18 protein-coding genes and 4 tRNA genes are annotated in these 20,745 nt (G+C 67.7%); 12 read left to right on the top strand and 10 right to left on the bottom strand.

Features of this window, described 5'->3' with window-relative positions; translation table 11 throughout:
* Positions 1-6: 6 nt before the first annotated feature.
* The 3 genes from hemQ to ACFE6Z_RS03795 are packed head-to-tail and all read left to right on the top strand — an operon-like array spanning position 7 to position 2,483.
* A complete protein-coding gene (gene hemQ / locus ACFE6Z_RS03805) occupies positions 7-729 on the top strand; it encodes a hydrogen peroxide-dependent heme synthase (protein WP_375384335.1) in 723 nt (240 codons plus the stop codon).
* A complete protein-coding gene (locus ACFE6Z_RS03800) occupies positions 726-1,982 on the top strand; it encodes a Dyp-type peroxidase (RefSeq protein WP_375384334.1) in 1,257 nt (418 codons plus the stop codon). The genes hemQ and ACFE6Z_RS03800 overlap by 4 nt, the downstream gene beginning before the upstream one ends.
* Before the next feature lie 30 nt (positions 1,983-2,012).
* The gene (locus ACFE6Z_RS03795; RefSeq protein WP_375384333.1) at positions 2,013-2,483 is read left to right on the top strand and encodes a hypothetical protein; all 471 of its coding nucleotides are present in this window, start codon (positions 2,013-2,015) and stop codon (positions 2,481-2,483) included.
* A 104-nt stretch (positions 2,484-2,587) separates the two neighbouring features.
* On the opposite strand, the gene ACFE6Z_RS03790 is transcribed toward ACFE6Z_RS03795, so the two are convergent.
* Positions 2,588-3,268 carry a DNA alkylation repair protein gene (locus tag ACFE6Z_RS03790; protein WP_375384332.1) on the bottom strand — a complete coding sequence of 227 codons (681 nt, stop codon included), beginning with the start codon at positions 3,266-3,268 and terminating at the stop codon, positions 2,588-2,590.
* A 357-nt stretch (positions 3,269-3,625) separates the two neighbouring features.
* Here ACFE6Z_RS03790 and ACFE6Z_RS03785 point away from each other — a divergent pair, with 357 nt between their 5' ends.
* Positions 3,626-4,519 carry a hypothetical protein gene (locus ACFE6Z_RS03785; protein WP_375384331.1) on the top strand — a complete coding sequence of 298 codons (894 nt, stop codon included), beginning with the start codon at positions 3,626-3,628 and terminating at the stop codon, positions 4,517-4,519.
* A gap of 1,166 nt (positions 4,520-5,685) precedes the next feature.
* Here the strand turns inward: ACFE6Z_RS03785 and ACFE6Z_RS03780 are convergent.
* From ACFE6Z_RS03780 to ACFE6Z_RS03770, 3 genes are all read right to left on the bottom strand, one after another.
* Positions 5,686-5,757: transfer RNA gene (locus ACFE6Z_RS03780), tRNA-Val, on the bottom strand.
* A gap of 43 nt (positions 5,758-5,800) precedes the next feature.
* A tRNA-Cys gene (locus tag ACFE6Z_RS03775) sits at positions 5,801-5,874 on the bottom strand.
* 59 nt (positions 5,875-5,933) lie between these two features.
* A tRNA-Gly gene (locus ACFE6Z_RS03770) sits at positions 5,934-6,006 on the bottom strand.
* Between the two features lie 146 nt (positions 6,007-6,152).
* Here ACFE6Z_RS03770 and ACFE6Z_RS03765 point away from each other — a divergent pair.
* Positions 6,153-6,225, top strand: a tRNA-Val gene (locus ACFE6Z_RS03765).
* A 35-nt stretch (positions 6,226-6,260) separates the two neighbouring features.
* Here the strand turns inward: ACFE6Z_RS03765 and ACFE6Z_RS03760 are convergent.
* The 4 genes from ACFE6Z_RS03760 to zapE form a co-directional block, all read right to left on the bottom strand.
* Positions 6,261-6,596, bottom strand: a complete 336-nt coding sequence (locus ACFE6Z_RS03760) for a hypothetical protein (protein WP_375384330.1) — start codon at positions 6,594-6,596, stop codon at positions 6,261-6,263.
* Positions 6,597-6,625: 29 nt separating this feature from the next.
* Positions 6,626-7,153 (bottom strand): type II toxin-antitoxin system PemK/MazF family toxin, encoded by a 528-nt coding sequence (locus ACFE6Z_RS03755; protein ID WP_375384329.1) that lies wholly within the window; start codon positions 7,151-7,153, stop codon positions 6,626-6,628.
* A gap of 187 nt (positions 7,154-7,340) precedes the next feature.
* Entirely contained in the window at positions 7,341-8,630 is a 1,290-nt protein-coding gene (locus tag ACFE6Z_RS03750; RefSeq protein ID WP_375384328.1) for an ammonium transporter, read from the bottom strand.
* A 180-nt stretch (positions 8,631-8,810) separates the two neighbouring features.
* Positions 8,811-9,845 carry a cell division protein ZapE gene (gene zapE, locus ACFE6Z_RS03745; RefSeq protein ID WP_375384327.1) on the bottom strand — a complete coding sequence of 345 codons (1,035 nt, stop codon included), beginning with the start codon at positions 9,843-9,845 and terminating at the stop codon, positions 8,811-8,813.
* A 135-nt stretch (positions 9,846-9,980) separates the two neighbouring features.
* On the opposite strand from zapE, the gene ACFE6Z_RS03740 reads away from it, so the two are divergent.
* The 3 genes from ACFE6Z_RS03740 to ACFE6Z_RS03730 are packed head-to-tail and all read left to right on the top strand — an operon-like array spanning position 9,981 to position 12,115.
* Positions 9,981-10,886: a sulfurtransferase gene (locus tag ACFE6Z_RS03740; protein ID WP_375384326.1), complete on the top strand. Its 906-nt coding sequence runs from the start codon at positions 9,981-9,983 to the stop codon at positions 10,884-10,886.
* Positions 10,887-10,930: 44 nt separating this feature from the next.
* Positions 10,931-11,371, top strand: a complete 441-nt coding sequence (locus ACFE6Z_RS03735) for a SufE family protein (protein ID WP_375384325.1) — start codon at positions 10,931-10,933, stop codon at positions 11,369-11,371.
* A gap of 9 nt (positions 11,372-11,380) precedes the next feature.
* Entirely contained in the window at positions 11,381-12,115 is a 735-nt protein-coding gene (locus ACFE6Z_RS03730) for a dihydrofolate reductase family protein (protein WP_375384324.1), read from the top strand.
* Here ACFE6Z_RS03730 and ACFE6Z_RS03725 read toward each other — a convergent pair.
* Positions 12,084-13,307, bottom strand: a complete 1,224-nt coding sequence (locus ACFE6Z_RS03725; RefSeq protein WP_375384323.1) for an alpha/beta hydrolase family protein — start codon at positions 13,305-13,307, stop codon at positions 12,084-12,086. The two genes, ACFE6Z_RS03730 and ACFE6Z_RS03725, sit on opposite strands and share 32 nt — an antisense overlap.
* 25 nt (positions 13,308-13,332) lie before the next feature.
* On the opposite strand from ACFE6Z_RS03725, the gene ACFE6Z_RS03720 reads away from it, so the two are divergent.
* The 4 genes from ACFE6Z_RS03720 to ACFE6Z_RS03705 all read left to right on the top strand — a co-directional run bounded on the left by ACFE6Z_RS03720 (position 13,333) and on the right by ACFE6Z_RS03705 (position 18,561).
* Positions 13,333-13,923, top strand: a complete 591-nt coding sequence (locus ACFE6Z_RS03720; protein WP_375384322.1) for a DUF3000 domain-containing protein — start codon at positions 13,333-13,335, stop codon at positions 13,921-13,923.
* Complete coding sequence (locus ACFE6Z_RS03715; RefSeq protein WP_375384321.1) at positions 13,916-15,130, top strand: ribonuclease D; 1,215 nt, start codon at positions 13,916-13,918, stop codon at positions 15,128-15,130. Before ACFE6Z_RS03720 ends, ACFE6Z_RS03715 begins: the two co-directional genes overlap by 8 nt.
* Before the next feature lie 73 nt (positions 15,131-15,203).
* A complete protein-coding gene (locus ACFE6Z_RS03710; RefSeq protein ID WP_375384320.1) occupies positions 15,204-16,409 on the top strand; it encodes a thiolase family protein in 1,206 nt (401 codons plus the stop codon).
* A 10-nt stretch (positions 16,410-16,419) separates the two neighbouring features.
* Positions 16,420-18,561: a 3-hydroxyacyl-CoA dehydrogenase NAD-binding domain-containing protein gene (locus tag ACFE6Z_RS03705; RefSeq protein ID WP_375384319.1), complete on the top strand. Its 2,142-nt coding sequence runs from the start codon at positions 16,420-16,422 to the stop codon at positions 18,559-18,561.
* Between the two features lie 161 nt (positions 18,562-18,722).
* Here ACFE6Z_RS03705 and dxs read toward each other — a convergent pair whose 3' ends face one another.
* Positions 18,723-20,690, bottom strand: coding sequence for a 1-deoxy-D-xylulose-5-phosphate synthase (dxs, locus tag ACFE6Z_RS03700; RefSeq protein ID WP_375384318.1), 1,968 nt, complete (start codon positions 20,688-20,690; stop codon positions 18,723-18,725).
* Between the last annotated feature and the right edge of the window lie 55 nt (positions 20,691-20,745).

Below are 20,745 nucleotides of genomic sequence, written 5' to 3'. Positions count from 1 at the left end.
TCCGCCATGTCGCACCCCGCTCCCCATCCGCACGCCGATACCCCCGCGCCCGACTACACGCTCGATGACGCCTACAGTCTCTGGGCCGTGTGGCGCCGAGACCCCCTGGGCGAACCGGGGTGGGGTGATGACGCGATCGCCGCGGCCGACCTCGACCGCGCCATCGCCGGTGTCGAGGCGAACGGCGTCACCGTGCGTGGCTTCTATGACGTGTCGGGCCTGCGCGCCGACGCCGACGTGCTGGTGTGGCTGCACGGCGGCGGACCCGCGGGTCTGCAGCGCGCGCTCCGCGAGCTTCGCCGCACCGACCTGCTGCGTACCCTGCACCCGACGTGGAATGCGATGGGCGTGCACCGCGAAGCCGAATTCACCCGCAGCCATGTGCCCGCCTACCTGCGCGGGATCGCTCCGGCGGGCTGGTTGACGCTGTATCCCTTCGTGCGCAGCTACGAGTGGTATCTGCTGCCCGACGAAGAGCGCCGCGCGATGCTCGCCGAACACGGACGCAAGGGAGCGGCCTACCGATCGGTGCTCACCAACACCGTCGCCTCGTTCGCGCTCGGCGACTACGAATGGCTGCTGCCGCTCGAAGCAGACGACCCCATCGATCTCGTCGATCTGATGCGGCACCTTCGTCAGACGGACGCTCGCCGTCACGTCCGCGAAGAAGTGCCGTTCTTCACCGGACGCCGTGTCGCATCCCATGAACTGCCCGAGGTCATTCGGTGACACCCGATGAAGCGGATGCCGACCCCGGCGGGCGGCTGAGCCGGCGAGGATTCTTCGCCCTCGGCGGCTCGGCTGTGGTCGGAGCCGCGGTGACGGCATCCGCGCTCGGAGTCGCACGCACGCTCGAATCCCCTGAGTCGGCCCGCGTCGCCGACCCGGGGCCGGACCCGCTGGCCGCGACCGTCGAGTTCACCGGCATCCATCAGGCCGGGATCGCGACTCCTCCGCAGCAACACCTGGTGCTGCTCGCGTTCGACGTGCGGCCCGCGGCGGCGCCGGTGGACATCGCGGCACTGTTGCGCGAGTGGAGCAGCCTCGGGCGGAGGCTGGCCGTGGGCGATGCCGCGGATCCGGCCGACATAGGCGCGGCATCCGTCGCCTCCGGCACACCGCCCTCCGCCTTCACGATCACGGTCGGCGTCGGCGCCGGCCTCGTCGCGCGGCTGGGGGTGACCCGCCCCGAGGCATTCGTCGATCTTCCGGCCTTCCCCGGTGATGCGCTCCAACCCGGGCTCAGCGGGGGCGATCTCCTCATCCAGCTGTGCGCCGACGATCCGCTCTATCTCGCCGCGGCGGCGCGCGCACTGCGCAGCACCGCCGTCGATACCGCCGTGGCGCGCTGGCAGCTTTCCGGGTTTCGAGGTGCCGCCGCATCTGCAACGAACACCAATCCGCGCAATCTGATGGGCCAGATCGACGGCACCGACAACATCGCGGTCAATCCGCAGGCCTTCGAGGGTCCGGCGTGGATCTCGGACGGCCCCTCGTGGGCGGTCGGCGGCAGCTACCTGGCCGTGCGGCGATTCCGGATGCTGCTGGACGCGTGGGAGCGCACCCCACTCCCGCAGCAGGAGCGCGCCGTCGGTCGGCACAAGGCGACGGGTGCGCCCCTCGGCGAAGAGCGGGAATCCGACCCACTCGACCTCGACGCGATCGGACGCGATGGTCAGCCCGTCATCCCGGTCGACAGTCATGTGCGGCTGGCCAAACCGGTCGTCGGTGCCGGCGAGGAGATGCTGCGGCGCTCCTATTCCTACAGCGACGGACAGACGACGACCGGCGAAGAGGATGCCGGACTGCTCTTTCTCGCCTATCACCGCGATCCGCGGACGAGCTTCATTCCCGTGCAGCAGCGGCTCGCGGAGCGCGACGCAATGGGCGCGTTCACCCTCGCGACGGCGAGTTCGATGTTCCTGATGCTCCCGGGCGTCTCGGGCGCCGACGGCTGGATCGGGCAGACGCTGTTCTCGTGAGAATCGACCCATTCAGAAAGTGAGCGTGAAGTGACCTCTGGCATCCTCCGCCGTGCGGCGGCCGCGGTACTCCTCGCTAGTCTCGTCGCCCTCGCCGGCTGCGCGGCGCCTGATCCCGACGAACAGGCGGCGCGGGCAGCATCCCTGTCCACGATCGAGATCGACGGACTCGGCGACGTGCTCGTCGACGGAAAAGGGAGCGTGCTCTACGTGTTCGAGCCGGATCAGGCCTCGGCCGTCACCTGCACGTTCACCTGCACCACGAACTGGCCACCGCTCGACGCGGTCGCAGAGAGCACTCCCGCCGCGACCGGCGGCGTCGATGCCGGCCTGCTCGCGACGCTGCCGAACCCCGGTGGGGGCGAGGTCATCACGTACAACGGCTGGCCGCTGTACCGCTACGACGCCGACCGCTCCCCCGGCGACGCCCGCGGCCAGGCCACGACGCTCAACGGAGGCGCCTGGTACGTGATGGCTCCGGACGGCGAACCCATCCGCTGACCGCGTCGCTTCGCGCTCCAGCGGCGTCGCCGTCAACGCCGGCCCACTGATCACGCTGGGGGTCTCGCTCGGCACGGTGCGCTGAGTTCGCCTGGGGCAGGCTGTCACAGGTGCTTCAGTGCCTCGCGCCGGCTGAGCGGACTGAGCTCGTGGCTGTCTGCGAACGCGACCACCCAATCCGGGTCGACTCGGGCGTACTCGCGCAGCGCCCAGCCGATCGCCTTGCGAACGAAGAACTCGGGGTCGCTGACGTTGGGCTCCACGACCTCGCTCAGCAGCTCGGCATCTACGCGGTCCCGCCGCCCGAGCTGCGACAGAATCGCGATCCGCCGGATCCAGCGATCGTCGTCGGTGCTCCAGGTACGCACGACCGTGGCCGTTTCGATGGGGAACCGGTCGTGCAGGTCGGCCACCCGGTGGGCGAGCTCGTCGGTGAAGTCCCACCACTGGCCGGTCCGCACCATGTGCTCGATGACGGGGAGCACGTCCAGATCGTCGGATGCCGGGCGCACCGCGAGCACGGCCATGCCGGCGTATCGCTCTTCGCGGTATTCGGCGTGGTCCCAGAGCGCGAGGGCAGCGGCGCGCAGGACCGCGGCATCCGTCACGCCATTGCAAGCCGCTCGTGCGATCCGGCGGGCGTCTGGCACGGTGACGCCGAGGAATGGCATTGCCGATTTCATGTACGCCTGCTGGCCCGGAGCCCGCACGGGGTCGGCAGCGGCCCGCAGAGACGTGCGGATGGATGCCGCGAGGTCAGCCCCGCCCGCTCCCCCAACGCTCATGGATCCACCGTAGGCGCGCGTATTTGACATGTAAACAGTTCGAGCCGGCGAGGAACCCGCACTGACCGAGAGCCGGCGGCGCGGATCGACGTTCAGTTCCGGCCGCTTCCCCACCATTCTCCCAAGAGCCCGTCGTGTGCTGCCCCTCGACCAGCCTGGGCTGTGGCGGTGGCTGCGAGGACTGCACACGCCCCTGGAGTCGGGCGTGTCCTGGCGCGATCCCGAGGGCCAATTGGATCTCCTGGGCAGCAGTGGCGGCAGCAGTTTGATCGCTCTCCGAACTTACGCGGGCAAATTTGAGAATGCGGATTGCCAATACTTCTAGCAACTGCCTGTGTGCTCCCTATGATCATGACCATGAGTACATCAGAGCCGCTGGGGGGCGGCCAGCAGGATCCCTCGCCGCAATATCCGCAACCGCCCGTCTACCAGCAGCCCGCTTACCAGCAGCCCGCATACGGGGCGCCGACACAGACTCTTCCACCCGCGCCACCGCCCACGCCGAAGAAGGCGCTCAACGTCGTCGGACTCATCTCCCTGATCACAGCTGGGATCGGGTTCATATTCGCCTGCATCCCCGGCGCACTGATCGTCGGCTGGATCCTCCTGCCGATCGGGTTCATCCTCGGCATCGTGTCCCTGTTCCTCGCAGGCAAAGGCAAGGGCCTCGGCATCGCCGGACTGATCGTCTCGATCGTCGGCACCATCGTCGCGTTCGTCGTCTTCTTCGCCGTCGCGGCAGCTGCATTCAGCGCCGCGGTCAGCGACGACACGAACATCGGTGCCCAGCCCAGCCAGCCCGCCGACGCACCGGCCGCCGAGCAGCCCGCCGCGGCGGCCGGAACACGCGATAACCCGATCCCACTCGGTACGTCGGTGAGCAGCGCCGACTGGACTGTCGTCGTCAACAGCGTCAACCAGGACGGAAACGCGACGGTCACCGCAGGGAACAGCTTCAACGAGGCCCCGCCTGCCGGGTCGCACTACATCATCGTCAACTGGACGAACACCTACATCGGCACCAAATCGGGGTACGCCGCCGAAGTCCAGGTTGATGTCGTCACTGCGTCCGGCAACGTCGTCGACAGCTACGACAACATCGTCATCCTCGAGGACTCGTTTGGGTTGGACGAGCTCTTCCCTGGTGGATCGGTGACCGGCTCAGCGGCCTACCTGGTTGCTGATAACGAGCCCTTCCTTGTTCGCGCTCAGCCAGGGTTCATCGCCGACGAGGTGTTCTACACCCCGTAGCCACGCCCACTCTCGACTAGAAGCCCTCGGCCTGAACGCCGGGGGCTTCGTCGTCTCCAGGGGTGCGGAATCCGGGGGATGTGGTGTGTGCGCGATACAGGGATCGAAAGAGAGCTGGCTATCTCACATATTCCCGCGGAAAGTCCCGTAAAATGGCACCTGACCAGGCATTTACCACTGGATCTGAGTAGAGCCAAGTGGAACGGAACGGATTGCCAATTGGTTGTACAGCCGTATCACGCTGACGATCAACAGCCAGAAGGGGCGCTTTACCATGCCCAAAATGAAAATCGGTACGATTCACCGCTACGTCCCTAGAAGGCGAGCTTTGACCGCAGCGAACTCAGCGTCGCTGAGAATGCCTTGGCGGTGCATCTCAACAAACTTCATGAGCTCCTCAGCTGAGAAGCTCGCTTGGGCGGGCTCGGAACGGGAGCGGACTCGCTCAGCGGAAGACGGCCGCCCTGTGCGCTCACCATCGCTCCAGTCGTCGGTCCACGTCGCGCCCGACCAATACCGATATCGAGTTCCTTCCGCGTACCAGCCTGGGAGCCACGATGCGGGCGCTGACGGATCCGGGTATGCCGCATTCGCGTGGTCGGCGTACCATGCCTTCCAATCCCACCCAGTCCAGAACTGAAAAGTGTCCGCGCCCACGCGAAACCACTGCGCGCCCTGACCGACGAGCGGCGGCGGCGCCTGCTCGCTAGGCGCCTGATAGTTGGTCGTTGCTGTGCCATCGAACCACCGATACACGCCGTTGAAGTAGACCCAACGCGGGGGATTGCTCGCCGCTTGCTGGCGCACCCACTCCTCATGCTCACTCATAGGGTGATCGCACAGCCCACACTTCTTACGGGCTGCCGCAGCTATGCCCAGGGTCGCAATATTGGCCATCCCACGGCTCATGTTTCGTCCCACGCCCGTGAACGCGTTGCCCGTGCAAAGCGCGCAGTCGCGGCAGCCGGTTTTAACCTTGACGCCGCTCTTTGCCAAGTGAGTTCCTTTCGATCCCGTCGATAGAGCATTGCAGAAACGAAGTTTGTACGAGACCTCATGTTTTCGGGGGGCCGAATGACTCCTGGAATCGCGTACCAATTGGTAACGGCGCGGTAGTGGAAACAGAAAAGGACCGGAAAACCGGTCCTGATCTGGTATTTCGTGTGTGCGCGATACTGGGATCGAACCAGTGACCTCTTCCGTGTCAGGGAAGCGCGCTACCGCTGCGCCAATCGCGCCCGTTTCGGGCTATTCAGTTCAGGAGAGTAGAAGTGGCAGTGCTGGAGGTGGCGACGGGATTCGAACCCGTGTAAACGGCTTTGCAGGCCGGTGCCTAGCCGCTCGGCCACGCCACCGTGTTGTGTGGTTTGACCCCACGTGTCACGATCCTCCCAGAGGAGGAACACTTCACTCGAGCGGATGACGAGACTCGAACTCGCGACCCCAACCTTGGCAAGGTTGTGCGCTACCAACTGCGCTACATCCGCATGCTCCGGATTGCTCCGGGCACTCGTAAGACTTTAGCCGATCCACGGCGCCTCGCCAAACCGCGCGCGGGCTCGCGTGTCGGGTGCCGCGGGTTCGTGGCATCCTCCGTGATCCGGTAATATCGGTAACCGGCCTCACGGCCTTGGGGCGATTGGCGCAGTTGGTAGCGCGCTTCCTTCACACGGAAGAGGTCGTCGGTTCGAGTCCGGCATCGCCCACCCTCAGCTTCAGCTTGCGCTTCAGCTTCTGCCTCTCACTCGGCTGGCTCGTCCGGCAGCCGCCATTCGGAGAGGAACTCGCCGACGCTCTTCGTCTCGAGGTCTCGGCGCACCCGCTGGAGAAGTGCGTCAGCCTCGCTGAGCGAGCCGGCGGCAGCGCGCAGAACCTCGCCGCCGGTCTCCCGGCGAGTCACGACCAGGTCGTGCTGGGTGGCGACCAGGGGGGCGGAATCTCCGGTGACGGCGGCCAGCGCGAAGTTCACGAGTGTTCGAAGAGTCTTGGTTCCCGACGCTCCGGGCCGCACGGCGATCGCCACGTCGAGGTGCTCGGCCGCGGGTTCGAGTGAGCCGTCCGGAGTCGCGTGGTCCATGTCCTCATTCTGTCGGACCACTCGAGCTGTCAGTTGCCGACGGCCCAGCCATACCGCGTGTGGAGTGCGTTCGCGACGCGGACGAAACGTTCGAGGTCGAGAGCGGATGCCTCGCGGCGCATGCCCGCCGAGTGCACGCTGTAGAGCTGCTCGATGTCGATCCACGACGACCGACCCTGCGCATCCCATGCTCCTGAGCCGATCGGCAGGAAGTCGCGGTCGCCGCCGTGCGCCTTGCTCGTCAGGCGGACTGCGTAGACGCGGTCGGCCGATTCGCGTCCGATCACGAGCACCGGCCGGTCTTTGCCCCGGCCATCGTTCTCGGCGTAGGGAACCCAGGTCCAGATGATCTCGCCGGCATCGGGGTCGCCGTCGATCTGGGGCGCGTACGAGATTCGCAGCGCGGATGCGGGAGGGGGAACGATCTCGATCGTCGCGGTGGACCCGCTGCGGCCCTCGTGCGGCACCGTCGAAGACCTCGCCCGCGAAGGCGACGGCGACGGCCGTGAGCCGACCATTCGCGTAAGGAATCCCCAGAAGCCCGTTCGTTCGGTCACACGGCCACGATACCCACGAAGGGTGGCGCACCAGCGCAGGAGATCGCACGAGAACAGGGGCATCCGCCGCGAATCGACCTGTCTCGGGGATTTGTCCTGTCTCGGTGCGGCGCCCCGCGGCGCCGTGCACGGCGAAGGGGCGCCGCGAGTGGTCGCGGCGCCCCTCCGATGACCTGCTACGCGCGGATCAAGCCCGAGCGTCGGTCAGGACGTAGCCCTCTTCACCGTGCACCACGGTGTCGATTCCGGCGATCTCGTCCTCGTTCTTGACGCGGAAGCCCATCGTCTTCTCGATGACCCAGCCGATGGCGAAGGCGAGAACGAACGAGTAGATCAGCACGGAGAACGCGGCGATCGCCTGAGCGAGCAGCTGCCTGCCGTCACCACCGAGGAACAGGCCGGTGTTGTTGGCGAAGAAGCCGATGTACAGGGTTCCGATGAGACCACCGATGAGGTGGACGCCCACCACGTCGAGCGAGTCGTCGAAGCCGAGCTTGAACTTCAGGTCGACGGCGAGGCAGCAGACCGCGCCGGCGATGACGCCGAGCAGGATCGCCCAGATCGGGTTCAGCGCCGCGCACGCCGGCGTGATCGCGACCAGACCGGCGACTGCACCCGATGCGGCCCCTACTGAGGTGGGCTTGCCGTCGCGGATCTTCTCGACGATCAGCCACGCCAGCAGCGCCGCCGCAGGAGCAGCAATGGTGTTGACGAACGCGACAGCGGCCGTGTTGTCCGCAGCAAGCTCCGAGCCGGCGTTGAAGCCGAACCAGCCGAACCACAGGAGGCCGGCGCCGAGGAGCACGAACGGCGGGTTGTGCGGGACGGTGATGCCCTTCTGGAATCCGACGCGCTTGCCGAGCACGAGCGCCAGCGCGAGGGCTGCGGCACCGGCGTTGATGTGCACCGCGGTACCACCCGCGAAGTCGATCGCACCCACTCCGATCCACGTTTGCAGACCGTACGTGATCCATCCGCCGTAGCTGAAGACATCTCCGGGGCCGGTTGTATCGGCGTTGAGTCCGAAGTTGAACACCCAGCTGGCGACCGGGAAGTAGACGATCGTCGCCCACGCGGTGGCGAAGACGAGCCACGCCCCGAACTTGGCGCGGTCGGCGATGGCGCCCGAGATGAGCGCCACGGTGATGATAGCGAAGGTGGCCTGGAACGCGACGAAGGCGAGCGGCGGGTATGCCGCGCCCTCAGGCGTCGTCAGGAGCGACTCGAGTCCGAACTCGGCCGGGTCGATGGCCCACGGCGACTGGATGGTGCCGACGGAGGTTGCGGGGAACGCGATCGAGTAGCCGTAGAGAACCCAGAGCACTCCGATCAGGCCCATGGCGCCGAAGCTCAGCATCATCATGCTGATAACGCTCTTCGCTTTCACCAGCCCGCCGTAGAAGAAGGCCAGGCCTGGTGTCATGAGCAGCACGAGCGCTGCGGCTAGCAGGATGAATGCGGTGTTGCCTTGATCCATCTCGGGGAGAACCTCTCTGCAGGGACGCAGGAATTGAGCGTCGGGTGACCCCAGTGTGTACAGCGCGGGTTACCGCGATGGTCGGAAGCATGTTTCCAGACGGTTACGCCTGGCCCCCGCGTGTAAACATCGCGTTTCGTGACGCATCGGAGCCGCCGTGAAGAAGCAGCGGATCTGCACTCAGGAGTGCGTGAGGGCGATCAGTCGTGAGATGGCCCGCAGGTACTTCTTGCGGTAGCCGCCCGCGAGCATCTCGTCGGCGAAGACCTGGTCCAGCGGCAGTCCCGTCGCCCGCACGGGGATCTGCGCGTCGTAGGCGCGATCCACGAATGCGACCAATCTCAGCGCCGAGGATTGGTCTTCCAGCTGTGCGACACCCCGGATCCCGATCAGCGCGAGACCGTCGAGCAGCCGCAGGTAGCGACTGGGATGCACCTGCGCCAGGTGTTCGATGAGCACGGAGAACGCATCGTCCGACGCGAGCCCGTCGGCCGCAGCATCCGTCACCGCGCGTTCGTACTCGGAGTCGGTCAGCACCGCGGCGTGCCCATCGAGGGCGCGCTGACGGTAATCGGTGCCGTCGATGCGGATCGTTTCGAAGCTCGCACTCATCGCGTGGATCTCGCGGAGGAAGTCCTGAGCGGCGAAGCGCCCCTCGCCGAGGGCATTGGGCGGAGTGTTGGATGTCGCGGCCAGCCGGGTGCCGCTGGAGACCAGTTCACCGAGCAGGCGGGTCATGACCATGGTGTCGCCCGGGTCGTCGAGCTCGAACTCGTCGATGCAGAGCAGGTCGGAGCCTCGGAAGAGTTCGACCGTCTTCTGATAGCCCAGCGCGCCGACCAGCGCCGTGTACTCGATGAACGACCCGAAGTATTTCCGCCGTGCCGGCATCGCGTGATAGATCGCGGCCAGCAGGTGGGTCTTCCCGACTCCGAACCCGCCGTCGAGGTACACCCCGGGCTTGGCCTCGGGTGCGCGCTTGGGGCGGCGGAAGAATCCGCCCCGCTCGGGGGCGGCCGCGGGTGCGGAGAACGCCAGGAGCTTCTCCTTCGCCTCCTGCTGGGACGGGAAGGCGGGATCGACCCGGTACGACTCGAAGGTCGCCCCGTCGAACTGGGGCGGCGGCACGAGGGCCGCCACCATGTCGGTGCCCGACACCTGCGGAGCACGTTCGCCGATGTGCACGATGCCGGTCGCTGCGGCTGTCGAGGTCATGGCGGAATCCTGTGTCGCAGTCTTACGGGGCGGGTGCGTGCCCCGACGTGGGAATCTAGGGTCGTAGGGACGGTCTCAACCCTACGCCGTCGCCGTCAGCGATCCCGAACCGGCGATCTGACCCGAGGAGCCCCAGTGTCCGTCGACTTCGACACCACATCCGCCAAGTTCGCCGAGTATTCCGAGCCTGGGCGACTCGTCACCTCCGAGTGGCTCGAAAAGCGGCTCGGCGAGCCGGGACTCGTGGTCGTCGAGTCCGACGAAGACGTGCTGCTCTACGAGACCGGGCACATCCCCGGTGCGGTGAAGGTCGACTGGCATACCGAGCTGAACGATCCGGTCGTGCGCGACTACGTCGACGGCGCGGGCTTTTCCGAGCTGCTCAGCCGCAAGGGCATCTCGCGCGACGACACGGTCGTGATCTACGGCGACAAGAACAACTGGTGGGCCGCCTACGCGCTGTGGGTGTTCTCGCTGTTCGGCCACGAAGACGTGCGGCTGCTCGACGGCGGCCGCGACAAGTGGATCGCCGAGGGTCGCCCTGTGACGACGGATGCCTCGACCCGGCCGGCGACCGAGTACCCGGTCGTCGACCGGGACGACAGCGTGCTGCGCGCCTACAAAGACGACGTGCTCGCGCACTTCGGCGACCCGCTGATCGACGTGCGCTCCCCCGAGGAGTTCTCCGGCGAGCGGACTACCGCGCCGGCCTATCCCGAGGAGGGCGCTCTGCGCGCCGGGCACATCCCCTCGGCCCAGAACGTGCCATGGGCCAAGGCGGTCGGCGAGGACGGCGGCTTCAAGAGCCGCGCCGAGCTGGATGCCGTGTACCGCGACGGCGCCGGGCTGAAGGACGGCGACGACATCATCGCCTACTGCCGGATCGGAGAGCGCTCGAGCCACACGTGGTTCGTGCTGAACCATCTGCTCGGATTCGAGAACGTGCGCAACTACGACGGATCGTGGACCGAGTGGGGTAGCGCCGTGCGCGTGCCGATCGTGACCGGATCCGAGCCGGGACCGGCCCCGGTCCCCCACTGAATCCGCCCGGCCGCACTACCCGGCATCGTGGGATGATGTCCGGGATGACCGAGACCACCCTTCCCGACTCCCTCGCCGAGATCCGCGACGATTTCCTCGCGCTTGCCGAACCCGATCGGCTGCAGCTGCTGCTCGAGTTCGCGTACGAGCTGCCGCCGATCCCTGCGGAGTACGACGGGCATCCCGAACTGTGCGAACGCGTCGTTGAGTGCCAGTCGCCGGTGTACATCGTCGTGGACGTGGATGCCGACGGGATCGTCGCGATGCATGCCACGGCGCCCATGGAGGCGCCGACGACTCGCGGGTTCGCCAGCATCCTGGCGCAGGGCATCACGGGTCTGAGCGCCGACGAGGTGCTCGCGATCCCTGACGACTTCCCGCAGAGCATCGGGCTGACCCGGGCCGTGTCTCCCCTGCGCATCTCGGGCATGACGGGGATGCTGATGCGGGCCAAGCGCCACGTGCGCGCGAAGATGGCCGCCTGAGACCGGCCCATGCTCGACGCACCGCTCACGGTCACCGAGGTCGTGCCGCGCACTCTCGGCTCGGGAGATGTCGCGACGCCCGAAGGCCGCGACTGGCTGCGCGAACGCTACGCGCGGGACGGCGCGTACGTCCGGCTCAACATGGTCACGAGCCTCACCGGCTCGGCCGCAGGCGAAGACGGCACGAGCGAGACGCTCACGAGCCGCATCGATCGCAGCATCCTGGGAGTCATCCGGCGTGACGCAGACGTGGTCGTCGTCGGCGCGCAGAGTGTGCGAGCGGAGGGGTACGTCGTTCCCCGCACTGCGCGGCTCGCGGTCGTCACGTCATCGGGGCGCCTCACCGGGCATCGGCTGTCGCTCGAACACGGCGCGGAGCCCGATCGCGTGCTGCTGGTCTGCCCGGCCGGTGTCGCCGATGAGGTCGCCGAACGAGCGGCGCCCTACGGCGCAACCGTGGTGCCGGTGCCCGGCGGCCCTCGCCTGTCTCCGCGCGCGATCCTGGACGCTCTGGCGGCTCGGGGCCTTTCACGTGTCGTCTGCGAGGGCGGCCCCAGCCTGGCCGCGCAGTTCTCCGAGGCGGGGGTGATCGACGAGTACTGCGTGACCGTCGCCCCGGTGATCGGGCCCGCGCCCGCGCCCTTCCTGCGCGTGTCCGACGGTGCCCGCCCCCGCACCGAGGTCTCGGGAATGCTCGTGGACGAGGCGGGCTTCAGCTATCTGCGGTTGCGCGCGCGGGAGTGAGGCCCTGACGGAGCACCCACGAGCGGATGCTGTCGCTCCAGCGCTCCTGGTCGTAGTTCCAGAGCTTCGTGTGGCGCGCGATCTCGAACACCTCGAGTTCGACCAGATCGGGGCGGGCCAGCAGGAGTTCGTGTGAGGCGTCCGAGGGGACGAAGCCGTCGTCGTCGCTGTGCAGGATGAGGATCGGATGCTGCAGCTCGGCTGCCCTCGCGACCACATCCAGCCGATCGAACGGGATCGGGGCGCCGGTGCCGGTCACCGCAGTGGCCCAGTCCGCTCCGAGTGCACCCAGGGCCAGACCCGTCACCGGGCTCGGCAGGTGCAGCTGCTTCGCCTGATAGGTCAGCACCACGCGCCAGTCCACGACGGGCGAATCGAGCACGAGGCCTGCGACCAGATCACGATGGGGCGAATTCAAGACCAGTTGCAGCGCGATCGCGCCACCCATCGACCAGCCCATGATGATCACGCGCCGGGCACCGCCCCGGCGTGCGAACACCAACGCGGCCTCGATGTCGCGCCACTCGGTCGCGCCGAGCGCATACGTGCCCGCACGGCTCCGCGGCGCCTCGCCGTCGTTGCGGTACGACACCACGAGCGACGTGATGCCGAGCTCGTGGAAGACCGGTACCGCGCGCAGGCACTCGGACCGCGTCGTGCCCCGCCCGTGCACCTGGATCACCCAGACGTCCGTATCGACGGCGGCAGGGAACAGCCACGCCGGGCACGGACCCGAGGGTGATCCGATCAGCGGGGACGTGAAGGGCAGGTGCAGCTCTTCGGGGCGGGCGAAGTACCAGCCGCTGAAGGCAGCATCCTGTGCGAGATGCGAATCGGTGCCGATGTGGGTGAGAAGCTTCCGCTTGACCGTCGTCGCGTCTTCGGCGAGCACCGAGCCGAGCTTGACGTACTGCTCGCTGCCGGTCGTGAACAGTCCGTAGCGGCCCGGGAGGCGTGAGTCGGGATTGCGCGAGAGCGTGATCGTCTGAGCCGCGGTGTCCAGCGCCAAGATGCGCGTGTCGGGGATGCGCCCTGCGGGGGTCACGACCTTGCGGGCGACCCGAACCGAGGTGAAGGTGAGCGCCGCGAGCACGGCGATGAAGGCGGCGCTGAGGACAGTCAGCGCCGCTCTCACGCCGGCGATGAACTGGGGAGTGGCGCCGCGCGTCGCGGCGCGCCTGGGGACGAGCATCGAGGCCTCACTCTAGTCTGTCGACGTGGCTGACCATCGTCTCCCGGCAGCTCCTCTCTCGTTCGCCCACGCGTCCGACGAGGTGCGGCGCACCGCTTTCCGCGACGATCTCGTCGTGCGCCAGATTCCCGCGCCCACCGGCATCGCCCCCGAGGCGTTCGCCCTCGCCGGCGACATCCGACCGGAGGTCGAGGGCGACGATTCGCCGTACGGCACGGGCCGATTCATCCTCCTGCACGATCCCGCCGAGCCCGCGGCGTGGAACGGATCATGGCGGATCGTGTGCTTCGCGCAGGCGCCCCTCGAATCCGAGATCGGCACGGATCCTCTCCTGGCCGACGTCGCGTGGTCATGGCTCATCGATGCCCTCGACTCACGCGGAGCCGCCTATCACTCGGCATCCGGGACGGCGACCAAGACCCTCTCGAAAGGGTTCGGGTCGCTCGCCGAGGAGGGCGACGGGGCTCAGATCGAGTTGCGCGCATCGTGGTCGCCGTCCGGGAGCATGACCGGCCACGTCGAAGCATGGGCCGAACTGGTCTGCATGCTCGGCGGGCTGCCACCCGGCTCCGAGGGCATCGCCCTGCTCGGACCCCAGAGGGCGACGCGTGACTGATCACCCCGTTTCCGGATACACCGTCATCGCCGACGCCGACGGCCTGCGCGAAGCCTCGGCACTCCTCGCGGCGGGAAGCGGACCCGTCGCCGTCGACGTCGAACGCGCGTCCGGTTTCCGCTATTCGCAGCGGGCCTACCTCATCCAGGTCTTCCGCCGCGGCTCGGGGTTCTTCCTCTTCGACCCTCCGCCGATCGGCGACTTCACGGCGCTGCAGGCGGCGATCGGGGATGTCGAGTGGGTCCTGCACGCAGCCAGCCAGGATCTGCCCTCGCTCCGAGAGCTCGACCTCGAACCGCCGTCGATCTTCGACACCGAACTCGCGGCGCGCCTGCTCGGGCACGAACGGGTGGGGCTCGGCGCCGTCGTGGAAGACACCCTCGGGATCACTCTGGCCAAAGCGCATTCGGCCGCCGACTGGTCGACGCGGCCGCTCCCCCAGTCGTGGCTCGAGTACGCCGCACTGGACGTCGAGCACCTGGTCGACGTGCGCGACGCGCTGGCGGCCGAACTGGTAGAGCAGTCCAAGGTCGAGATCGCCGCGCAAGAGTTCGAGGCCGTCCGCACCCGTCAGCCCCGCCCGACGCGAGATGACCCATGGCGTCGCCTGAGCGGCCTGCACACGGTGCGCGGTCGCCGCTCCCTGGCGATCGCACGCGCCCTGTGGATCGCGCGCGAGGAATACGCCAGGCAGGAGGATGTCTCTCCCGGCCGGCTCGTTCCCGACCGGTCGCTGATCGCCGCCGTGCTCGCCGACCCGAAGTCGCGCCACGAGCTCTCGCAGCTCAAGGACTTCACCGGTCGTGCCAGCCGCAGTCAGCTCGACCGGTGGTGGGCGGCGATCGAGTCGGGGAGGACGACCGCCGAGCTGCCGTCCGAGCGCGCATCGGGCGGCGACACGCTGCCCCCGCCCCGCGCGTGGGCCGATCGCAATCCGGAGGCCGATGCGCGCCTGAAGGCCGCACGCATCGCGGTGGAGGCACGGGCCGAAGAGCTGCACATGCCGACCGAGAACCTGCTGACCCCCGATCTGCTCAGGCGGGTGGCGTGGGTACCCCCGGCCGAGGCCACCGCGCAGCAGATCGGCGAGGCACTCGCAGAGCTCGGCGCTCGGCGCTGGCAGATTGAGGAAACCTCACAGAGGATCGCCGATGCCTTTGTGGAATCCCTGCAAAGCCCTTCCGGGCCCCCGGAGGGCGATTCGTAGGTTCAGCCCAACCGATGCTGGGCGTGCGCGCGCCGAACCTAGGCTGGAATCCAACCCTAGTTTTGGAGGCAGAGTGGCCGAGATCTCGGACGTCTTCTTCGTCGATGGAGTGCGCACGCCTTTCGGGCGTGCCGGCGAAAAAGGTCAGTACTGGAACACCCGATCCGATGACCTGGCGGTCAAAGCGACCATCGGGCTGCTCGAGCGCAACCCCAAGGTGCCCGGTGAGCGCATCGACGACTACGCGCTGGCCGCGACGTCGCAGACGGGTGATCAGGGCCTGACTCTGGGGCGATCCGTGGCGATCCTGTCGGGGCTCCCCTTGACGGTGCCCGGTTTCGCGATCGATCGCATGTGCGCGGGCGCCATGACCAGCGTCACGACGATGGCCGGTGCGATCGGGATCGGCATGTACGACCTCGCTCTCGCCGGCGGTGTGGAGCACATGGGCCGTCACCCGCTGGACGGCAGCAACGTCGACCCGAACCCCCGATTCGTCTCGGAGAAGCTCGTGAGCCCCGACGCGCTCAACATGGGCCTCACGGCCGAGCGTATCCACGACCGGTTCCCGGAGCTGACCAAGGAGCGCGCCGACCGGTTCGGCATGCTGAGTCAGCACAAGGCCCAGGCGGCGTATGACGCCGGAAAGTTCCAGCCCGACCTCGTGTCGGTCGCGATCAAGGGCGCCGACGGCGCGTGGGGTCTCGCCACGGAGGACGAGGGGCGGCGTCCCGAGACCACGATGGAGGGTCTGGCGAGCCTGAAGACTCCGTTCCGTCCGCACGGCCGTGTCACGGCGGGCACCTCCTCGCCGCTGACCGACGGTGCCACCGTGAGCCTGCTGGCCGGTGGGGCAGCCGTGAAGGAGTTCGGTCTCGCGCCCAAGATGAAGCTCGTCTCGTTCGCCTTCGCCGGCGTGCAGCCCGAGATCATGGGCATCGGCCCGATCCCGTCGACCGAGAAGGCCCTCAAGAAGGCCGGCCTCACGATCGACGACATCGGGCTGTTCGAGCTCAACGAGGCGTTCGCGATCCAGGTCATCTCGCTGCTGGATCACTTCGGCATCGCCGATGACGACCCTCGCGTGAACCAGTGGGGTGGCGCGATCGCCCTCGGGCACCCGCTCGCGGCCTCCGGAGTGCGCCTCATGATCCAGCTCGCCGCGCAGTTCGCCGAGCGTCCCGATGTTCGTTACGGCCTCACCGCGATGTGCGTGGGCCTGGGGCAGGGCGGATCGGTCATCTGGGAGAACCCCCACTACAACGGCAAGCGGAAGTAGGGCTCGACGGATGACGAACTACGAAGAAGTCGACTTCAGCCCGATCCTCGCGATGACCGACGGTGAAGTGATCACGCACTCCCCCGTGCGAGACATCAGCCTCCCTTCCGGCAAGGTGCTCGCCCTGATCACCCTCGACAACGGGCGTGACCACACCCGGCCCAATACGCTCGGTCCTGCCACGCTCAAGGAGCTCAGCGAGACTCTCGATGGGCTGAGGGCGCGAGCGGCGGCCGGCGAGATCCAGGCCGTCGGCATCACCGGCAAGCAGTACATCCTGGCCGCAGGCGCCGACCTGAGTGACATCACGAAGGTCGGCTCGAAGGACAACGCCCGTCTCGTCGCTCAGTTCGGGCACCACGTGCTCGGCAAGCTCTCGGAGCTGGGTGTCCCTTCGTTCGCCTTCGTGAACGGACTCGCCCTCGGCGGCGGACTCGAGATCGCGCTGAACTCGACCTACCGCACCGTGGATGCCTCGGCCGCCGCGATCGCGCTCCCCGAGGTGTTCCTCGGGATCATTCCCGGGTGGGGCGGCGCATACCTGTTGCCGAACCTCATCGGGATCGAGAACGCGCTCGAAGTGGTCATCTCGAATCCGTTGAAGCAGAACCGGATGCTGAAGCCCCAGCAGGCGTTCGACTACGGGATCGTCGACGCGATCTTCCCCGCCTCGAACTACCTCGAAGACTCGCTGCGCTGGGCCGATCACGTGCTCGACGGCACCGTGAAGGTGACGCGCAAGAACGAGCCGGGCAAGATCGAGCGACTGACCAAATGGCCGATTGCGATCAGGATGGCGCGCGGCATGCTGGAGAGCCGCATCGGCACCGTGCCGAAGTCGCCGTACGCCGCGCTCGAGCTTCTCGACAAGGCGAAGTCGGGCACCAAAGAAGAGGGCTTCGCGCGTGAGGATGAGGCTCTGGCCGACCTCGTCACGGGCGACCAGTTCGCCGCCTCGATGTATGCGTTCGATCTGGTGCAGAAGCGCGCAAAGCGACCGGTCGGCGCCCCCGACAAAGCGCTCGCGAAGCGGGTGACCAAGGTCGGCATCATCGGAGCGGGCCTCATGGCGAGCCAGTTCGCCCTGCTGTTCGTGCGCCGCCTGCAGGTGCCGGTGCTGATCACGGATCTCGACCAGGAGCGGGTCGACAAGGGCCTCGCGTACATCCGTGACGAGATCGGCAAGCTCGAGGCCAAGGGTCGCATCGACGGTGATCAGGCGAACAAGCTCCGCGGCCTCATCCACGGGACGACCGACCGGTCGGAGTACGCGGACTGCGACTTCGTCATCGAGGCCGTCTTCGAAGAGGTGGGCGTCAAGCAGCAGGTGTTCGGCGACATCGAGAAGATCATCGCGTCAGACGCGATCCTCGCGACCAACACCTCGTCGCTGTCGGTCGAGGAGATCGGGTCCCGGCTCGAGCATCCCGAGCGTCTGGTGGGCTTCCACTTCTTCAACCCGGTCGCCGTGATGCCGCTGATCGAGATCGTCAAGACACCGGTCACGAACGACGCCGCGCTATCGACGGCGTTCGTCGTCGCGAAGGGCCTGGGCAAGAACGCGGTGCTCACGGCCGACGCGCCGGGCTTCGTCGTCAATCGCCTGCTGGCCAAGGTCATGGGCGAGGCGGCGCGCGCGGTCTACGAGGGCACCCCGTTGCTGACCGTCGAGAAGGCGTTCGGGCCGCTCGGGCTGCCGATGACGCCGTTCCAGCTGATCGACCTGGTCGGCTGGAAGGTCGCAGCCCACGTGCAGGACACGATGGCCCACGCCTTCCCCGACCGCTTCTTCGCGTCCGAGAACTTCCACAAGCTCGCCGAGCTGCCCGACGTCGTGGAAAAGGACAAGAGCGGCAGAGTCACCGGCTGGTCGAAGGCCGCGGAGAAAGTGCTGAAGGGCGAGGTCGGATCGACCCCTACGAGCGAAGCCGACATCCTGGCGCGCGTGCAGGACGGCTTGGCGCACGAGATCAAGCTCATGCTCGACGAGGGTGTGGTGCCGGAAGTCGAAGACATCGACCTGTGCCTGATCCTCGGTGCCGGCTGGCCGTTCATCGACGGCGGGGCCTCGCCCTACCTCGATCGCGAGGGTGCATCCGAGCGCGTGTTCGGCGGCACGTTCCATACCCCCGAGATCCTGGGCATCCGTTGAGTTCTTCGCGCGGTAGCGCGATTCGGTGATCGAGTAGCGAGCGCCAGCGAGCGTACCGAGATCCGGTGACGAAAAGAGGGGCGGATGCTGCGGCATCCGCCCCTCGTGCATCCCACCCGCAGCGCCCGCGGCGGCTTCGTCTCGGCAGGCGCTGCGGAGTCTCAGTCGCCGGCGCGCTCGACGCCGTGCGAGGGTGTTATGTCGGACACCAGCCAGGGGTTGTCGTCCTTGGCCGGGCGGGCCACCGGGATGCGGGTGCCGAGCACCTGGGCGACGACGTCCTGTGCGATCTTGGCGGCGGTCAGCCCGGCATCCTCCAGGATCTGCTCGCGGGTCGCGTGGGCGATGAACTCGTCGGGGAGACCGAGTTCGTCGACGGCCGTGTCGACGCCCGCCTCGCGCAGCACCTGACGCACGCGGGTGCCCACTCCCCCGACGCGGATGCCGTCCTCGATCGTGATCACCAGGCGATGGCGCGCGGCGAGGGCGACGATCGACGGATTGACCGGCACCGCCCACCGAGGGTCGACGACCGTGGCACCGATGCCCTGATCGCGGAGGCGCCCCGCCACATCGACCGCGAGGTGAGCCATCGGACCTATGCCGACGAGCAGCACGTCTTCGGATTCGCTGCGCCACAGCACGTCGGTGCCGTCGTGCAGGCGCTCGAGTGCGGGAAGCTCCGCTCCTACCGGACCCTTGGGGAAGCGGATCACCGTCGGAGCATCGTCCACGGCGACGGCCTCGCGGAGGGCCTCATCCAGCCGGATCGCATCCCGGGGGGCGGCGATCCGGATGTGGGGCACGAGCTGCAGCATCGCCAGGTCCCAGATGCCGTGATGGCTCGGACCGTCGGGCCCCGTGACGCCGGCCCGGTCAAGGACGAAGGTGACGCCGGCGCGGTGGAGTCCGACATCCATCATCACCTGATCGAACGCGCGGTTCATGAAGGTCGCGTAGATCGCCACCACAGGGTGGACGCCCCCGAAGGCCATGCCCGCGGCCGACGCGACAGCGTGCTGCTCGGCGATGCCGACGTCATAGACGCGATCGGGGAACCGCTGTGCGAACGGGAGCAGCCCGGTCGGTCGGAGCATCGCAGCGGTCATGGCGATGACCTCGTCGCGCTCCTCGCCGATCTGCACGAGCGACTGCGCGAACACGTCGGTCCATGCCGCGCTGGTCGAGCCGCCGATCGTCTCGCCGGTGATCGGGTCGATCTTGCCGACCGCGTGGAACTGGTCGGCTTCGTCTTCGCGTGCGGGCGCGTAACCGCGGCCCTTCTCGGTGATCGCGTGGACGATCACGGGTGCGCCGTAGCTCTTGGCCAGGGCGAGCGTCTCGATCATCGCCTCCAGGTCGTGTCCGTCGACCGGCCCGAGGTATTTGATGTCGAGGTTGGAATACAGCGCGGCGTTGTTCGTGAATCTGGAGAGGAATCCGTGGGTGCCACCGCGGACGCCGCGGTACACCGCGCGCGCAGCCGGACCGAGGCGAGCGAACAGCGTGCCGGAGCTCTCGTAGAGGGTGCGGTATGCCTCGCCGGTGCGCACACGGTTGAGGTACCGGGCCATCCCGCCGATCGTCGGAGCATAGGAGCGGCCGTTGTCGTTGACGATGATGACCAGCTTGCGGTCGTTGTCGTCGGAGATGTTGTTCAGGGCTTCCCACGTCATGCCACCCGTGAGGGCGCCGTCGCCGACGACGGCGACGACGTGCCGGTCGGCGCGGCCCGTGCGGGCGAGGGCCCTGGAGACGCCGTCGGCCCAGCTCAGCGAGCTCGACGCGTGCGAGGACTCGACCACGTCGTGGATGCTCTCGGACCGCTGCGGGTAGCCGGCCAGGCCATCGCGCGTGCGGAGCCCCGAGAAATCCTGCCGGCCGGTGAGCAGCTTGTGCACGTAGGACTGGTGGCCGGTGTCGAAGATCACCGGGTCGTTCGGCGAGTCGAAGACCCGGTGCAGGGCGATGGTCAGCTCCACGACGCCGAGGTTCGGGCCGAGATGGCCGCCCGTCTTGGACACGTTCTCGATGAGGAAACCGCGGATCTCCTCGGCGAGCTCGTGGAGTTCACGGATGCTGAGAGCATCGAGGTCGCGGGGTCCGCTGATCGACGGCAGTCGCGACATCCGCACCCCTTTCCGAGAGTCTTTCGATTCTACCGGTCGCACACCTCGGAAACCC

The sequence above is a fragment of the uncultured Microbacterium sp. genome (genome assembly GCF_964244775.1).
Taxonomy (GTDB): Bacteria; Actinomycetota; Actinomycetes; order Actinomycetales; family Microbacteriaceae; genus Microbacterium.
Note: the sequence above shows the minus strand (reverse complement) of the source record. Positions and strands in the feature narration are given on the sequence as shown.

What these genes read in the sequence shown, in the direction of transcription:
- ACFE6Z_RS03760 (WP_375384330.1), bottom strand. Translation starts at nt 6,596, where the DNA reads ATGGACCACGCGACTCCGGACGGCTCACTCGAACCCGCGGCCGAGCAC.
- ACFE6Z_RS03785 (WP_375384331.1), top strand. Translation starts at nt 3,626, where the DNA reads ATGAGTACATCAGAGCCGCTGGGGGGCGGCCAGCAGGATCCCTCGCCG.
- dxs (WP_375384318.1), bottom strand. Translation starts at nt 20,690, where the DNA reads ATGTCGCGACTGCCGTCGATCAGCGGACCCCGCGACCTCGATGCTCTC.
- ACFE6Z_RS03735 (WP_375384325.1), top strand. Translation starts at nt 10,931, where the DNA reads ATGACCGAGACCACCCTTCCCGACTCCCTCGCCGAGATCCGCGACGAT.
- ACFE6Z_RS03730 (WP_375384324.1), top strand. Translation starts at nt 11,381, where the DNA reads ATGCTCGACGCACCGCTCACGGTCACCGAGGTCGTGCCGCGCACTCTC.
- ACFE6Z_RS03705 (WP_375384319.1), top strand. Translation starts at nt 16,420, where the DNA reads ATGACGAACTACGAAGAAGTCGACTTCAGCCCGATCCTCGCGATGACC.
- hemQ (WP_375384335.1), top strand. Translation starts at nt 7, where the DNA reads ATGTCGCACCCCGCTCCCCATCCGCACGCCGATACCCCCGCGCCCGAC.
- ACFE6Z_RS03790 (WP_375384332.1), bottom strand. Translation starts at nt 3,268, where the DNA reads ATGAGCGTTGGGGGAGCGGGCGGGGCTGACCTCGCGGCATCCATCCGC.
- zapE (WP_375384327.1), bottom strand. Translation starts at nt 9,845, where the DNA reads ATGACCTCGACAGCCGCAGCGACCGGCATCGTGCACATCGGCGAACGT.
- ACFE6Z_RS03725 (WP_375384323.1), bottom strand. Translation starts at nt 13,307, where the DNA reads ATGCTCGTCCCCAGGCGCGCCGCGACGCGCGGCGCCACTCCCCAGTTC.
- ACFE6Z_RS03750 (WP_375384328.1), bottom strand. Translation starts at nt 8,630, where the DNA reads ATGGATCAAGGCAACACCGCATTCATCCTGCTAGCCGCAGCGCTCGTG.